A 13,794-nucleotide genomic window follows, 5' to 3' on the forward strand; every position below is an offset into this window, starting at 1 on the left:
CTCGTTGTTTCCCATGCTTAGCGATTGGCAGCCAAGCGTGACATGTGAGCCAGGAACCTGCGCGTGTCCTTCATCAGGCCCTTCATCGACCTAGGGTCCAGCTCCCCCTCAGCGATCATCCTGCCGTCGCTGCTCTCAGCGCTCACGAACGGCTCACCGTCGGCGTCGATCTCGATCTCGATGGAGTTGCCGGCCGCGTGCCACTCCGCCTGGATGCCCCCGCTCGGAAGCGGAAAGAGCTGGACCGGCAAGCTCTGCCAGTTCATCACCGCGAGCAGTACCTGAATCGTCGGCCAGACAGCTTCATCTCTGACTGCTTTGGCTCCGCGATGGTTCCAGCCATCTTGCAGAGCCAGCAGCTGGTTGATCTTTTCCTCGATGTCGCGCACGTAGGCCGGCAGCGCCATGCGGCCGCCAGAGGAGAACGTGACCGCCCGCTCCTGTGCCACTGGCACCGGCACCTCAGTGGACATAGCGCTCAGCCCGGTAGGCCAATCGAATGACGCGTCGCACGGATACGGCGTCGTCAGGCCGGTCACTGGCCGGTCATCCAAAAGCGTCATGAACGCCTCCCCCACTGTGCGTGCTGCGCTTCGGTCGTGAGCTCTGCAAAGCTGCGAACCACATGCTCATGGGCGTCGTCGATGAAGGCGAGCGCCGCGTCGATGGACGTACCGTCGGTTCGGCCTTGGGCCGTCATGGTCATGAAGACTGCTACTTCGCCGTTGAGCCGGCCGCCTGGCCCCAGGGCTACCGCCAGATGCCCGGCAGGGCCGAGGCCCGGAACGGGGAAGTCGAATGCGGCCCTGGCTCCCACTGGCTGCCCCAGGTGATGGCCCGGGAATGTGGGCCAGCCGCGCACTACGCCGTCGAGCGTGCCGAGAGACCCGCCCGTCGCTTCTATGGCGTTGATGTAGCTCACCTCGGCGTGCGTGATCTCTAGCTTCCCAAGGCCGTCGCGGTCCAAGAAGTCGGAGAGGTCAGCCAGCCGGTCGGCCAGGTTCTTGCGCACGCTGGCGAAGCGCGGGTATTCACCCCGCGGCTCACCCTCACGCCAGTTCACGATCAGGCGGTCCTGCTGCAGCTGCACCAGGTCGTGGCCGGATGGGTCGATGAACCAGAGGCGCACGTCCTGCCCGTTCCCGAAGAACAGCTGGATCGCGGGGCCACCTGCCGCGTTGGGCTCGACGACCGGGGGCAGCGGAGGCTGCTCCTGAACGGTGGGGAACTGCTCTCGCCACTGGTTGTACAGCGGTGCGAGTGCCACGCCTCGAAGGCCCTGAACCGCACGGAACTGCACTCCGCAGGCCACCTCGATCACGGGTGGCCGTTCAAAGTCTGGCAGCTCGCTCACTGCGATCTCCTGAGGGTCTGGGTCTGCTCCCACGTAACGAACCATACCCATCAGCGGACGGCTCCTCCCGATGTGGTCGGTGTGGCCGCGTATGGGGCCCAGCGTACGAGGGACCCCTGGGCGGGCGGAAGACTGCGTATACCCGGAACGCGCGCTTGTGTCGTGTCGTTCCCGTTAGCCGTCGCCGAGCACCTGCCGGCGCGCCGCGTCGGCCTTCCGGTTCAGCGCCCGGGTCATCTTGATGGTGATGTAGGTGGAGGCGATACCGAGCACCACGAGCAAGACCTGGGTGATGACGCTGACCACGGCGACGTTCTTCGTCGCGTTCGTGATGATCAACCAGATGACGCCGCCGGACAGCCACGCGGCCCAGATCTGGCGCTTCTCGCGGCTGACGGCGCGCTGTATGTCGCTGTAGGTGGGCTCGGGCATCGCGGGTCCCCCGGGTCGTTGGTGCGGTGACCGCCATGATGCGCCGTTGTGTGGGACCTGTGCAGGGTCGTGATTGAACAGTGACACGCTCGGTGGCACCCCGCGCCCGAAGGAGATCCACGCACAGGGGTGGCCAGGGCGACGGACGGCGATCTACGGTGCTGGTGGGCAGGCCGGCTCCCCATCCCAAGTGGCCGTCGGCCCCTCCCGCAGCCCCCGCTTTGGCGCCACCTCGGCGGGGGCTGGCCCATGCCCGGGGCAGCGCAACGCCCCCTTGCCGAAGCGAGGGGGCGTCGTCGTCTCCGGGGGCCACTACCCGCGAGTTGAGGGTCCAGTTGCCTGGTCCCGGCCTGATCCCGGCAGACCTTTCCAGGCCAGGGGCATGGTGCGTTGGTCGCGCAGCCCCAGTGTGGCACGACGAGGCCCCACCGCGACGGGGGGACGCGGTGGGGCCTCGCTTCGAGTGTGCCAGGGTCAACGCCTCGACGGCGGCCGACACTCGCAGTCCTCCGGCGCCGCGCCCAGGCCGGCCGCGCACGCGCAGTGCTCCAGCCCCATTGGCCCATCAGCGTCCGGGCCGTGGCAGTGGTCGCACAGGTTGTCGGACCGGTCCTCGTTCATGGTGGGCATCCTTCCGCGTACCGACTGATGGCGTATCGAACTATCTGAAACCCACGCGATGTGGTGCATGGTCACTACTGGTGTGGGCAGTTCACCCACCACCCGCAGACGGCGCAGTAGTCCAAGCCGAGGACGGCACAGATGCGAGCGATCATCGCTACGCCACCTCCTGGCGCCGGTCGTCGGCCGGCTTCACAATGAACCCAGCCCCTCCCCCGATGTCCTCAACTGCTGGGGTAGCGGTAGCGGTAGCGGCCGTGACCTGCGGCGCTACCCCGCTACCAGCCTCCTCAGTAGCGGGGGAGGGGAGCGGCGGCAGGTCGTCCCGATGCACCCCCACCGCCACGCCCACGCCTCGCACCTTCACCGAGTGCCGCACGCGGATGCCCGCGTCGGCCAGCACCTGGCGCACGTCGGCCTGACTCCACTCGCGCGACGGGAACGCCCGGGCAAGGTGGTCACGGACCGCAGCGACGTGCAGGCCGCGGCCGTCGGCCATGAGTTGGTGCAGTACGCGGAGCACCTCGTCGGGGCCGGGATGGTCGTCCTCGCCGGTCTTCCCCTCGGGCTGCTCCTTCGGCTTGCCGCTGGCCCGGTAGGCCAGGACTGCCCACACCACGCAGGTCCACCACATCGCGCTGGGGATCGACTGCCACGTCGAGAGCAGCAAGTGCAGCGGGCCGGGGGCAACGTGGAGCAGCACCCGCGCGGCCGCGTAGAGGAGGCCCCATCGCAGCGCGGTGTCGACCAGGCCGCTGCTCTCCCCCAGCCACCCCCGAATGCCGGCAGCCCGGGCGCGACCGGACTTCGCGCCCAAGCGGGCGATGCGCACGGCGAGGATCACGGATCCGTCGCCGATCCGGCGGACCGCGGTCCGGATCCACTCCATCGTCGTCGGGGCCGCGCTCACGTCCAGGCACCGCTCGCGACGGTGCCCAGCAGTTGCGCGCCGAGGTCGTTGGCGGTGGGCACCACCAGCTGGCCGAGGAACGCGAACAGGCCGCTGGAGATGCCGAGGAGGGTGCCGCACCACACGCCCGAACCGAACTTGCCCTTCAGCGTCTTGGCCAGGCGCTTCCACGCGACGATGACCAGCAGCATCGCCACGACCACGACGATCGCTCCGTTGCCGTCGAGGCCGGGCGCGGACCCGTTTGCAACGGTCGCGGTGGAGTGGCCGGTCGCGGCGCGGGTGACGCCGTCGCCGATGCCGTTACCGATCCCCCGGAGCAGCCCGGCGAGCTTGCCGAGGAGGCCGGCCGGGCACGCGACCATGAGGGTCCCGAACGCCAGGCCCGCGCCGAACGGGATGAGGGCTTTGGGGTTGCGGCCTCCTCCTCCGCCGGGCGGCCCGCCCTTGCCCTTGCCGCCGGGTGCTGCTCCGCCTCCGCCTCCGGTGCGGAACCACAGGTAGAGCTCGCGGACGACGAGGAAGACGCCGATGGCGAGGCCGCCGCCGGTGATGGCTGTGGTGCCTTGCAGGAGGGGCGCGGCGAGGGTGTTCACGGGGCGACTCCGGTGATCAGGTAGACGGTGGCGCGGACCACGGGCAGCGCCAGGACGGGGCCGAGGACGGCGGCGAACAGCAGGACGCGGGTGATCCAGCGGCGCACGGTGTGGTGCCTGTAGCCGTGCGCGCCCGCGGCGGTGGTGGCGAGCATGACCGCGGCCAGGACCCACGCCCCGGCGGGGCCTTGGTCGTGGGCGCAGTCGGTGAGGGCGCCGGCCCACCACTCCCCCATGGGGAGGGCGGCGACGAGGGCGGTGCCGTTGTAGACGGGGCGCAGCCTGTGCCACCACGGGTCGCTGTCGGCCTCCGGCTCCGGATCCGGGGGGAACGTGGCGTACGGATAGACGGGCTCGGGCGGGGTGAGCGGCGCCGGCTGCTCGATCGGCGGGGGTGGAGGGAGGCGCCACCAGTCGACGTCAGCCACTGATCCCCCAGCCGATCAACTGGACGACGACCAGCACGTACGCCAGGCCGCACAGGCCCAGGCCGAACCCGGCCATGAACGGGGCCGGGCGCTGGCCGCCGAAGACTGCGACTGCGAACACGATCACGCCGGTGAAGAAGAGGCCGAGGGCGGTCATCCGCTCCTCCGCAGGCCCCGCAAGTACCGGTCGACGGTCTCCTGTCGGGCGTTCGCGTTGGCGACCTTCTGGACGTAGCGCAGGACCCGGTCCGGCTCGTGGATCCCCGCATCCGTGGCGGTCCGGACTGCCTCCAGCACGGTCATCGGACCGGAGGCCAAGGGCACGACGTCGGCATCCGGATCCGGGGATCCGTGCGGATCCGTCTCCGGATCGGCCGGATCCGCGTCCGGAACCCGATCCGGATTCACGGCTCCGAGGGCTGCGGCCTCGGCGGCGACAGCGCCCTGCGCCCGCTGCAACTCCCGGCGGACCGGAATCATCGCCAACTCGCCGCCGGCCTTCGCGCGCTGGATGTCCACCCACTGCTGGGTCTTCGGGTCGAGGGGCTTGGCGTGCCGGCCGAGGACGACGGACCACAGCTCCTTGACGATGCCGGACACCGTGGCGCCGATGATGCCGATCGCGGCCTGTCCGGCGAGCCAGCCGTGTGCGCCGACCGCGGCCATGGCGATCAGCAGCGCGAAGCGCCCGGCGATGCGGGGGCGGCGGGCTCCGGCGGGGTCGTAGCGGGCGTGCCATTCGACGGCCATGCACACGATCCATGCGAGGTCGAAGGCGACAGCTGCGGCATAAGCAGCGGCGGTGACGGTGACGCGGGCGAGGAGGTCGCCGATGCTGGCGGTGGACCAGACGACGGCGACGGCCAGGAGCAGCGCGGCGATGGCGGTGACGGCGGTGAGGACGATGCCGTCCCAGTCGCGCGGGGGGACGGGTACCTGCTCCCAGTACTCGTCGAGGACGAGCTCTTCGCGGCCGTCGACGGTGTGGGGGACGAGGCGCTTGCGGAGGACGGGGCGGGTCTTCACCGGGGGTCTCCGTTCTTGCGAGTGGCGGCGTACCAGATGGCGGCGGCTGCGACGGCGAGGCCGATGCCCCAGACGCGGCGGCTGATCCGGCCGGCCGCGAGGTACACGACGACTGCGGCGAGGAGCGCCATGTCGGGTGCGATGAGGAGCACCAGGAGCGCGGTGGTGGTCATGGCGCAGGCGGTCGCGGCGAGGAGGATCAGGGCGGTGCGTGTGGGCATCGGGTGCTCCGGGTCGTGACCGCGCCCACCGCCCCGTGGGGGAGACGGGGAATGGCGGTGGGCGCGGCCGTTCAGGGGGGTTATCGCTGGCGGTCGGTCCAGGTCCAGCCGTCGCGGTCGGCGGCGGTTGCGCCGGTGCGGTGGTGGGTGTGGCGTCGGCGTTCGGAGCGCTGCTGCTCCTTGCGGGCCTTGCGGTCGGTGGCGGACTCGCGGCCGGCGTATCTGGTCGCGGCCATGTCGCGGTCGTTGCCGCCTCGTAGCCAGCCGAGCATCAGCCGGCCTTACGGATCTGCACGGCGAGCGCGGCACTCTCAACCGCGTGGGCGCGGGCGTGGATGCCCTGGATGTGCGCGGCCAGCTTGGTGTCGGGGTGCTGCGCGTGGGTGTAGTCGGCGGCGGCGTCGGCGAGCAGCTGCTGAACGCTGGTGGGCTCGCCGGGTCGCGGAAGCTTAGGCAGGGCGGGCACGTCGTCGCGGTGCTCGGTACTGGGCTGGCTGGTGGTGCTGTCGGTACCCTTCACGTGGATCTCCGTGTGTCTTCGCGGGCTGCGGAGGTCTGGCCCCGGCCAGTGGAGCTGCGAACTCCGGCCGGGGCCGCTTGCGTTGAGAGGCGGGGCGCCTCCTCATGGACGACCGTACAGGGTCCCTGTACGCTCGTCCAGCAGGTGAGCCCCCCATCCCCGGAAGGGAGCGGCTTTTGCCTGGCAATGACGGCGGAGAACAGGAGGCCCGGTCCGTGCTGGATGCGGTGAAAGTGACCGTGGAGGGTCTCGCGGCCGCCGACGATCTGATCGCGAAGGCGCGGGGTGCTGGCGTCCTGCTGTCCGGGCTGCCCGAGCAGCAGGCGGAGTTGAGGAAGATCCGGCAGGACGCGGTGGTGGGGCTGCGCGCGGAGAAGGTCAGCTATCGGAAGATCGCTGCGGCGTTGGGGATCTCGGTGGCGCGGGTGCAGCAGATCGAGGCTGGCGAGCGTGGGCGGAGCACGAGGGGTGTGGCGCCCGAGGAGTAGCCCCGGGCATGCGTGAGGCCCTGCCAGTCCCAGGCTGGCAGGGCCTCTGCGTGTTTGGGGTCAGTCGCTGCTGCCGTGCACGACCAGGGCGTACGTCTCGGCGAGGGTCTTCAGGCGGTCCAGCTTGTAGTCGAGCGTGCCGCCCTCCTTCTTGACCTCGTCGACGCCTTCGGTGATGGCAGTCAGCAGGGCCGCTCGGGTCGCCTTACGGGGGTCGGCGCTGGCGGCGACGTGGTTCTGCAGGGACACGGCGTGTCCTCCTTGTGGCGATGGGGTGTTGATGTCTGAGATGACGCCTGAGGCTGACGCTCAGTTCCCCACGGCCAGGCGCGCCGTGTACTCCCGGATCCGCTCGTACTTCTCCTCGGTGGTGTGGCCGTTCCACCGTGCTCGCGGGTCGTCCGGCTCGACGAGCTCAACACTGTCGAATAGGTGGCCGTCGCGCGGGCTGATGTGCCAGGACGCTTGGTGGCCACCGATCGTCAGGTAGACGATCAGCCAGCCGTCCTCGTCGACGTCCGAAGCCGGTGTGATGACGGCGCCCGGGGTGAGCTCGGCGAGGAGCGCGATGAGGTGGGCGCGCTCGCGGTATGCGCCGTCGCGTTCGGCGGCCAGCTGCTCGCGGGTGGGCTTCTCGTACGGCTGCCACCAGTCGGGCGGCTCGACGATGAGCGGGGCGGTGCGGACTTCGGTTGCCACGTCCGTGCCGCGTTCGTTCAGGGTGAGCTTGCCGTCGGGGGTGCGGACGTGCGCCTCGTAGCGGATCGTCCGCTGGTCGTTCTCCTCGACGATGGTGCAGTCCCCGTTGATCGGGATGTCGTGGGGGTCGACGCCGTTCGCGGTGAACCAGGCGCAGAGCTGCTCGCGTCGTTCGGACCAGTGCTTCATGTCAGGCCTCCGTGATGACGCCGCGTTGCTGCGCGCGGATGCGGCGGGTTAGCTCGGATTCGGTGCCGTCGTCGTCTGGCACGACGGGTGGGTGGGTTTCGAGATGGCGGCGGGCAGCGGCGATGACATCACCTACGGCGGCGACGCCCTCCTCGGTGAGCGCGCCCGAGCCATGGAGGCGGATGGGTTCGCCGTCGACGTCGATGACGCGGCAGGTGTCCGTCTCGGGCGCGGGTCGGTAGCGGTCGGTGCGGTGCTGGCAGTCGCATGGGGCGCCGGGGCCGGGCGCGCCTCCGCAGTGCTCGGAGGCCGGGGCGCGGAGATCGGCCGCGTCACGGCACGGCTGGCAGATCATGCGAACCCCGGCGCATCCGCCGGCCGGTGGTCCGCGACCAGCTCCAGGAGCAACGCCCCGTCCGCCGGGTCGTAGCCGGTGATCCGGTAGACGACCTGGTCGGCGATGTTCAGGCTGCCGTCGCCGAGGAGGTAGATGTAGGCGCGGCCGTTCATAAGCAGGCCGAGGTCCATCTTCGTGCGTGCCGGGGCGGTGTCGACGGTGATCGGGTGCCCGAGCTCGCGGGTCATCGTGAGGGGCTCGTAGGTGAGCTCGACGCCGGGCGGCGTGCCGGGCGTGATGCCCTTCATGCGCTCGCGCTGCTCCTGGGTGGGGTATCCCATGGTCATTTCTCCTTCGGGGGTCGGCGCCGCCGCCACCGGCCGAGCCCCGCGAGGAGGGCCAGGCCGACGGCGGCGACGGTGAACAGTTGGATGGCGGCGGTGGTCACCGCTGCGCCTCGGCGTGCGGTCTGGCCAGGCGGGCCCAGTCGGCCCAGTCGACGGGCGTGCCCGCGCCGTACGTCCCGTGGTGCCAGGTGTCGCGCTTGGGGGTGTCGCGGCTGTCGGCGGTGGGGTCGTAGTGGCCGGCCTCGCGGGTGCAGCGGGCGATGTCGCCGCGGGCGTTGGCCTGGATGGTGGCGGTGCAGAACAGGCTGCCCGTGGTGGCGGGGGCGTCGTTCGCCGGGCCCCAGTAGGCGGCCACCGCTTCACGCACGGCGTCGCGTGTGATCACCGTTCCGGGCGGCGGTCCGGCCGCGCGCACGGCCTCGAACTCTTCGGCTGTCAGGATGCCCTCGACGTGGACGACCCGGTCGGGCTTGTCGCCCCAGTTGTCGATGGCCTCCATCGCGTCCGCGGCGCCCTGGCGTAGCACTGCGTTGAGGCTGTCGTAGAAGTGCGCGACGGCGTCGTGGCCGGTGGGCTGGCGAGGCCCGTCCTCGTGGGTCTCCGCCGCCAGTGCCGTGGGGCAGGTTGAGGCGTGGCGCACCTGGTAGCCGCCCGCCACGCCCGGCCACGGCACCCAGGGGCGGGCGCAGTTGCAGAGCTTCTCGCGTTCGAACGCGGCGCGCAGCTGCTGCTCCAGGTCCGCGGACAGGGCCGGGGGTCGGGGCGGTTCGGGAGCCGCGTAGTGCATGACCTTGACGGTGAGCGTCTTCTCCGCGAGCGGGACCTCGGCAACCTGCTGCCCGTCGATGTCCTCGCACGTCTCCGCCGGGTGCATCACGTGCCGGCCGGACTGGCAGGGCCGCGGCTCGGGCTCGGGCGCAGCCTCGATCAACTCGACGATGGAGTGCCGGGGCAGGATGTTGTGCCACACATTGTTCGGGTCGTCCCCCGCGCGGACCATGAGGTACTCGCCGTCGCCGAGGCGGTGCCAGGTCCCCTCGTAGGTGACGCGGATACGGTCGCCGACCTTCCAGGTGGGCTGGTCGTGGTCGGGGGTGGGCTGGTCGCCGAGGGCGCTGTCGAGCCAGCCGGCCCAGTGGCGGGCGCCGGTGGTGGCGTGCATGTCGGCGACAACTTCACGCACGCGACGGAGCTTGTCCTCGGCTGCACGCACCTCCCTCCATGCGGCCTCGTGCCCGCACTCACTCGGGTCCGAGAACCCAGCGTCCTGCTGATCCGGTGCCGTCCTCGGCCCGTCGGCGATCATCAGCCACCGCGCGAAGTCGTCCGGATGGATCGGCGCCCCCTGGTAGCCCAGCGCCTCGCCGGTCCCCGTGCTGGTCACCTTGCTGAACGTGGCCAGGACTTCGGCAAGGACGTAACGCACCTCGTGGGCCTTCGCCGTGACGAACTTTGCGTGGCTGAGCATCGAGTCGACGGTGCGCTTGCCGTCGTCGTCGAGCATGCCGCGGGTGATGCGCAGCTCCTCGGCGAGGCGTTCCTGCTCGATGATGGCGGGCTCTAGCCGGTCGGCCTTGGCGCGCATCGCAGGGTCGAGGGCCTCGTTCGGGGCGTCCGGGTCGGGGCAGTCGAGGCGGGAGCAGGTGACGTACCCGCCCTCGCCGAGGAAGAGCGAGCCGCCGCAGGCCGGGCAGCGGCCCTTGACCCACACGTGGGAACGGGCGGCGAGGCGCTCGCGCAGCTGCCACAACTCCTCCCGCGCCGCGCGCAGCTCATCACCGAGCGCGCCGTGGTTGCTGTAGAAGCACTGGCCACCCTGGTACGCATCTGCGAGTACGCGGCGGATCACCTCCAGGCGCTCGTCGGCCGGTGTCTCCAGCAGCCGGTGCAGCCACTGCGCGTCGGTGGGCGCGACAGCCTCGGGGACTGGTGTGGGGTCAGCGCCGGCGCGCAGCCGGGCGACCTCGAGTTCGAGCCGCCCCCTGACTCGGTTCACCTGGGCGCGCCAGTCTGAGCAGCGGGGGCAGGTGTGCTTGTCCCCGCCGTCCCAGGAGCGGCCGTTGCTGGTGTCGGCGCCGCAGTGCTGGCACTTGGGGCCGTCGGGCTCGGCGGGCTGGTCGAAGGTGCGGCACCAGGGGCGGTGGTGTGCCTCGGCGGCCGGGTCGTAGGCGCAGGAGCAGCTGGTGGCGGTCTGGTCGGTCATGTGGTGCTCGTCTCGGTGAGGGCCGGCAGGGCCTGGCGGATCTGGTCACGGAGTTCACAGCCGGCGCAGGCGAGGTTGGCGGCGAGCTGGTCGTGGCGGGCGACGCTGCCGTGGAGGGCGGAGAGGTAGTGCTCGGTGCGGGTGAGGAGGTCGATGGCCGCGGACGCGGGGGCGGTGCCGTTGGGGAGGACCATGGCGATGACCTCGCGGGCGGACTCGATGTAGTCCGCGCGGAACTTCTCGGGGCGGCTGTTCCACCAGTCATCGTCGCCTGGGTCTTCGAGCCAGTCTTCGGCGGCGAGGTGGCGGGCGATGCGGGTCTCGTTGGGCGCGGGGTTGGGCATGTGGTGCTCCGGGGTTGAGGGCCCGGCCGCGCAGGGGCGGCCGGGCGCGGGCGGGCTCAGGCGGCGGCCTTGGCGGTCGGGCAGGGGTAGACCAGCCCGCACTGCACACAGCAGGAGTCCCGGCGTTCGGTCCGCGGGTGGTGGAGGGCGCGCACGGCTTCGAGGCGACGCTCGGCCTCCTGCCGCGCCTCGTGCGGGGTCAGGGCTCCCGGGGCGTGGCGCTGCACGACGAGGGTGTACATCTCTGGCGACTCGGCGACCTTGACGTCGAACTCCAGCTTGGTCTCGCTGTAGTTGGGGGCGTCGCCGAGCAGTCCGCGGGCCGCACCGACCCAGTGGGCGACGAGTTCGCGGGCGGGTTCGAGGTCCATGTGGGCGCCGTTGCGGAACTCCATGGATCGGATGCCGGTCTCGTCGAGCTGCTTTTGGATCCAGCGTTCGGCGGCTGCCTCGGCGAGGACGGCTTCGACGACGGGGCGCAGGTCGGAGGCGGGCTGGTCGCCGTCGAGAACCTGGGCGGCGAGTTCGGCGAGCTGGTCAAGGTCGTCGGTCATGGCGGTGTCCGTTCAGTCGATGTAGGCGGCGGCCGCGATGACCGCGGCGATGGCGAGGGCGACCAGCAGCCACGGGCCGACGGCGCGCCAGTGGCGGTACAGCTCGCAGACGGCGATCCAGGCCGCGAACGTGGCGAAGCCGAGGACGACGGGCGCGGCGCAGATGAGGGCGACGAGGACGCCGGTGTCCTGGCTCATGGGGTCGGCTCCGTCCAGCCGAACGGGGACTCGCCGTGGTCCTGCTCGCACACGGTGGTGAGCAGCGGCAGCGGGATCACCGGGCGGGCGGCCGGCCGGAAGTGGACCACGCCGCGGGGCAGGGACTCGTCGGAGACGAGGGGGAAGCCGCCGTACTCGCCGATCTCTGCGGTGGTGATGGGCTCGCCGAAGCGCTCCGTGAGGGCTGCGCGGAGGCTGGCGGTGAGTTCGTCGAGCGTGGTCGCGGTGGCGGCGATCTCTTCGGCGGGGCTGGTGTGGACGACGGAGTACTTCATCGGGTGCGTCCTTTGCGGCGGAGGGCGCGGGCGAGGTCGCGGCGCTGCCGGCGGTTGAGGCGCAGCGGGGCGGGCTCGTTCTGGCCGGGTGTCTCGGTGGTGATCTGCTCGCGGATGAGGCGGCTGGTGAATTCGCCCCAGCTGTCGGCGTCGTCGGCCTGGTCGTCGATGACTTCGACGTAGGTGATCTGGGTGTTCCAGTGGGCGCCGGGGCGTGGGGTGTGCTCGGTCGTCATCGCTGCGCCTCCTTGGTCGGGTTGGCCAGCTGCAGCAGCACCGCGGCGTGGCAGTGATCGGGCTGGCCGGGCTCCGGCAGGGGGCAGGTGCAGGCGAGGTCCTTGCCGCGGAGCAGGTGGAGGTCGGCAAGGATCCGGCGGCGGTCGAAGACCTGGCGGCCGATCCGGTAGGTCTCCTGGTACCAGTGGCCTTCGGTGCCGACGCGCAGCCACTCGCTGTAGAACTGGGTGACCGCGCTCCGTGGATCGGTCATCTCGGCTGCGATGGCGTCTTTGATCGTGAACGGGTTGCCGAAGCGCGACGGGCGGCTGACGACCACGCAGTTGTCGGGCTTGCGCCAGCCCTTGACTCGGCGGCGCTGGATGCGCTTGGGGCTCTTGCGCTCGGCGAGGTAGGCGCGGAACTTCTCCACCTCCGCGCGGTCGCCTTCGGACATCTGGAACCGCGGGTTGTTCCCACAGCGCGGACCACGCCCTCTGGCCGCCATCACGCCTCCTCGACGGTCTCGGTGGTGGTCCGCTCGCGACGGACGAGGCGGAACTGCTGGCTGGGAACGGCGTCGCGGCAGACGGCCAGGCGCTCGACGGCCTCGTCGCGGTCGTCGTAGTCGACGCTGGTGGCGTGCCAGCCACCCCTGTGGCCGACCTCGATGTGCCACGTGGTCGTCTGGCTGGTGCGGACGTCGGAGCGAGGGCCGTTCACGAGACGCCCCCAGCGGCCGCCTGAGAGCCGCTCGGCCCCTCGGACATGTCTACGGACATCGACACGCCGCCCAACGTCTCAGACGGGCGCACAGAGCCTCCGCCCTCCCGGCCACACATCGGACACCCACCCAGCACCAAACCCAACTGCCGGCCGACCCGCACCGCATCGATCCGCCGCTCCACGTGCAGCTTCCGGAACAGCCGCCGCGCGTGGGACTTCACGGTGTCGACGGTGACGCAGTGCTCACGGGCGATCTGGCCGTTGGACAGGCCGTTGGCCATGGCGCGGAGGACGCGGAGTTCGGCATTGCTCAGCGTGGGGTGGGTCATCGCTGTGCCTCCGTGCTGGGCTGGGTCGTTGTCTCGGTCTGGCGATGGGCGGCGGGGTTCATGGGCGTGTGCTCCTGAAGGTCGATGGCGGTCTGGCCGGCTTGTGCGAGTGCGGCTGCTCGTGTGGCGGATCGGGTCTGGGCGTGGTGGTCGCGGTCGTAGTGAAGGTGGCAGCCCTGACACATGGCGCGGAGGTTGTCGTCGTGGCAGTTCTCGGGGGTGTGGTCGAGGTGCGCGACGGTGAGGACGACGGTGGAGCCGGTGCCGTAGGCGAGGAGGCCTTGGCGGTTGGGGCAGCGGCCGGTGTGGGTGCCGCGTCCGCATTCGCCCATGCATTCGCAGAGGCCGGCGGCTCGGATGGTGCGGATGCGGAGACTGATCTCTCGCCAGTTGTCGGGGTAGCGGTGGCGGTTCTCGGGGCGGATGGGCATGGCGGTCGTTCCTCGAGGGAGGTGGGTGTGGGTCATGCGGTGGCTCGGTGGTCTTCTCGGGCGCGTTGGCAGGTGCGGCAGGGCTGGCTGGTGTCGATGTCGGTGCCGTCGTCGCAGCGGGGGCTGGTGCAGTCGTTGCGGAGGAGGGCGTTGGCGACGCCGAGGGGGCGGCGGATGCGGCCGTCGGTTTGGGCGTCGTCGTAGCCGCGGAGGTGCCAGCGGTCGGTGGCTCGGGTGATGAGGCGGTCGGGGGTGATGCCGCGTCCGAGTTCGGCACGGATGGTGGCGTCGATCATGAGGGGGGTGTGGCGGGAGGTGCGGGCGAGGCC

At 71.0% G+C, this 13,794-nt stretch carries 26 protein-coding genes and 1 pseudogene; 1 reads left to right on the forward strand and 26 read right to left on the reverse strand.

The window, feature by feature from the left end:
• Positions 1-17: 17 nt before the first annotated feature.
• The 11 genes from PV350_RS04820 to PV350_RS04870 all read right to left on the reverse strand — a co-directional run bounded on the left by PV350_RS04820 (position 18) and on the right by PV350_RS04870 (position 6,108).
• Entirely contained in the window at positions 18-563 is a 546-nt protein-coding gene (locus tag PV350_RS04820) for a hypothetical protein (protein WP_500332953.1), read from the reverse strand.
• Positions 560-1,354, reverse strand: a complete 795-nt coding sequence (locus PV350_RS04825) for a TIGR04255 family protein (RefSeq protein WP_500332954.1) — start codon at positions 1,352-1,354, stop codon at positions 560-562. The genes PV350_RS04820 and PV350_RS04825 overlap by 4 nt, the downstream gene beginning before the upstream one ends.
• A gap of 174 nt (positions 1,355-1,528) precedes the next feature.
• The gene (locus tag PV350_RS04830) at positions 1,529-1,786 is read right to left on the reverse strand and encodes a hypothetical protein (RefSeq protein ID WP_500332955.1); all 258 of its coding nucleotides are present in this window, start codon (positions 1,784-1,786) and stop codon (positions 1,529-1,531) included.
• Positions 1,787-2,564: 778 nt separating this feature from the next.
• A complete protein-coding gene (locus PV350_RS04835) occupies positions 2,565-3,317 on the reverse strand; it encodes a hypothetical protein (protein WP_500332956.1) in 753 nt (250 codons plus the stop codon).
• On the reverse strand, positions 3,314-3,913 hold the full coding sequence (locus PV350_RS04840; RefSeq protein ID WP_500332957.1) for a hypothetical protein: 600 nt from the start codon (positions 3,911-3,913) through the stop codon (positions 3,314-3,316). The genes PV350_RS04835 and PV350_RS04840 overlap by 4 nt, the downstream gene beginning before the upstream one ends.
• Positions 3,910-4,341, reverse strand: a complete 432-nt coding sequence (locus tag PV350_RS04845) for a hypothetical protein (RefSeq protein WP_500332958.1) — start codon at positions 4,339-4,341, stop codon at positions 3,910-3,912. The genes PV350_RS04840 and PV350_RS04845 overlap by 4 nt, the downstream gene beginning before the upstream one ends.
• Positions 4,334-4,498, reverse strand: coding sequence for a hypothetical protein (locus PV350_RS04850; RefSeq protein WP_500332959.1), 165 nt, complete (start codon positions 4,496-4,498; stop codon positions 4,334-4,336). Before PV350_RS04850 ends, PV350_RS04845 begins: the two co-directional genes overlap by 8 nt.
• Positions 4,495-5,367, reverse strand: coding sequence for a protein transporter Sec31 (locus PV350_RS04855; RefSeq protein ID WP_500332960.1), 873 nt, complete (start codon positions 5,365-5,367; stop codon positions 4,495-4,497). The genes PV350_RS04850 and PV350_RS04855 overlap by 4 nt, the downstream gene beginning before the upstream one ends.
• Positions 5,364-5,588, reverse strand: a complete 225-nt coding sequence (locus PV350_RS04860; RefSeq protein WP_500332961.1) for a hypothetical protein — start codon at positions 5,586-5,588, stop codon at positions 5,364-5,366. Before PV350_RS04860 ends, PV350_RS04855 begins: the two co-directional genes overlap by 4 nt.
• Before the next feature lie 80 nt (positions 5,589-5,668).
• Positions 5,669-5,824, reverse strand: coding sequence for a hypothetical protein (locus PV350_RS04865; protein ID WP_500332962.1), 156 nt, complete (start codon positions 5,822-5,824; stop codon positions 5,669-5,671).
• Between the two features lie 35 nt (positions 5,825-5,859).
• On the reverse strand, positions 5,860-6,108 hold the full coding sequence (locus tag PV350_RS04870) for a hypothetical protein (RefSeq protein ID WP_500332963.1): 249 nt from the start codon (positions 6,106-6,108) through the stop codon (positions 5,860-5,862).
• 215 nt (positions 6,109-6,323) lie between these two features.
• Between PV350_RS04870 and PV350_RS04875 the strand changes: the two genes are divergently transcribed.
• Positions 6,324-6,596 carry a hypothetical protein gene (locus PV350_RS04875; RefSeq protein ID WP_500332965.1) on the forward strand — a complete coding sequence of 91 codons (273 nt, stop codon included), beginning with the start codon at positions 6,324-6,326 and terminating at the stop codon, positions 6,594-6,596.
• Positions 6,597-6,656: 60 nt separating this feature from the next.
• On the opposite strand, the gene PV350_RS04880 is transcribed toward PV350_RS04875, so the two are convergent.
• The 15 genes and pseudogenes from PV350_RS04880 to PV350_RS04950 all read right to left on the reverse strand — a co-directional run.
• Positions 6,657-6,845 (reverse strand): hypothetical protein, encoded by a 189-nt coding sequence (locus tag PV350_RS04880; RefSeq protein ID WP_500332966.1) that lies wholly within the window; start codon positions 6,843-6,845, stop codon positions 6,657-6,659.
• A 60-nt stretch (positions 6,846-6,905) separates the two neighbouring features.
• Positions 6,906-7,484 (reverse strand): WDGH domain-containing protein, encoded by a 579-nt coding sequence (locus PV350_RS04885; protein WP_500332967.1) that lies wholly within the window; start codon positions 7,482-7,484, stop codon positions 6,906-6,908.
• 1 nt (position 7,485) lies between these two features.
• Positions 7,486-7,839 carry a hypothetical protein gene (locus PV350_RS04890; RefSeq protein ID WP_500332968.1) on the reverse strand — a complete coding sequence of 118 codons (354 nt, stop codon included), beginning with the start codon at positions 7,837-7,839 and terminating at the stop codon, positions 7,486-7,488.
• On the reverse strand, positions 7,836-8,162 hold the full coding sequence (locus PV350_RS04895) for a hypothetical protein (protein WP_500332969.1): 327 nt from the start codon (positions 8,160-8,162) through the stop codon (positions 7,836-7,838). Before PV350_RS04895 ends, PV350_RS04890 begins: the two co-directional genes overlap by 4 nt.
• Before the next feature lie 103 nt (positions 8,163-8,265).
• A complete protein-coding gene (locus PV350_RS04900) occupies positions 8,266-10,371 on the reverse strand; it encodes a hypothetical protein (protein WP_500332970.1) in 2,106 nt (701 codons plus the stop codon).
• On the reverse strand, positions 10,368-10,715 hold the full coding sequence (locus PV350_RS04905) for a hypothetical protein (protein ID WP_500332972.1): 348 nt from the start codon (positions 10,713-10,715) through the stop codon (positions 10,368-10,370). Before PV350_RS04905 ends, PV350_RS04900 begins: the two co-directional genes overlap by 4 nt.
• 56 nt (positions 10,716-10,771) lie before the next feature.
• Positions 10,772-11,269 (reverse strand): hypothetical protein, encoded by a 498-nt coding sequence (locus tag PV350_RS04910; protein ID WP_500332973.1) that lies wholly within the window; start codon positions 11,267-11,269, stop codon positions 10,772-10,774.
• 12 nt (positions 11,270-11,281) lie between these two features.
• Entirely contained in the window at positions 11,282-11,467 is a 186-nt protein-coding gene (locus PV350_RS04915) for a hypothetical protein (RefSeq protein WP_500332974.1), read from the reverse strand.
• Positions 11,464-11,763, reverse strand: a complete 300-nt coding sequence (locus tag PV350_RS04920) for a hypothetical protein (protein ID WP_500332975.1) — start codon at positions 11,761-11,763, stop codon at positions 11,464-11,466. The genes PV350_RS04915 and PV350_RS04920 overlap by 4 nt, the downstream gene beginning before the upstream one ends.
• Positions 11,760-11,999 (reverse strand): hypothetical protein, encoded by a 240-nt coding sequence (locus PV350_RS04925; RefSeq protein ID WP_500332976.1) that lies wholly within the window; start codon positions 11,997-11,999, stop codon positions 11,760-11,762. The genes PV350_RS04920 and PV350_RS04925 overlap by 4 nt, the downstream gene beginning before the upstream one ends.
• The gene (locus PV350_RS04930; RefSeq protein ID WP_500332978.1) at positions 11,996-12,436 is read right to left on the reverse strand and encodes a DUF4326 domain-containing protein; all 441 of its coding nucleotides are present in this window, start codon (positions 12,434-12,436) and stop codon (positions 11,996-11,998) included. The genes PV350_RS04925 and PV350_RS04930 overlap by 4 nt, the downstream gene beginning before the upstream one ends.
• Positions 12,437-12,486: 50 nt before the next feature.
• Positions 12,487-12,702: a hypothetical protein gene (locus PV350_RS04935; protein WP_500332979.1), complete on the reverse strand. Its 216-nt coding sequence runs from the start codon at positions 12,700-12,702 to the stop codon at positions 12,487-12,489.
• Positions 12,699-13,034: a response regulator transcription factor gene (locus PV350_RS04940; protein WP_500332980.1), complete on the reverse strand. Its 336-nt coding sequence runs from the start codon at positions 13,032-13,034 to the stop codon at positions 12,699-12,701. The genes PV350_RS04935 and PV350_RS04940 overlap by 4 nt, the downstream gene beginning before the upstream one ends.
• Positions 13,031-13,465 (reverse strand): hypothetical protein, encoded by a 435-nt coding sequence (locus PV350_RS04945; RefSeq protein ID WP_500332981.1) that lies wholly within the window; start codon positions 13,463-13,465, stop codon positions 13,031-13,033. The genes PV350_RS04940 and PV350_RS04945 overlap by 4 nt, the downstream gene beginning before the upstream one ends.
• A 32-nt stretch (positions 13,466-13,497) precedes the next feature.
• Positions 13,498-13,794 (reverse strand): annotated as a pseudogene (locus PV350_RS04950) (hypothetical protein); the annotation flags it as partial.

Origin of the sequence: Streptomyces sp. PA03-6a, from assembly GCF_033792765.1 — a bacterium.
Classification (GTDB): domain Bacteria; phylum Actinomycetota; class Actinomycetes; order Streptomycetales; family Streptomycetaceae; genus Actinacidiphila.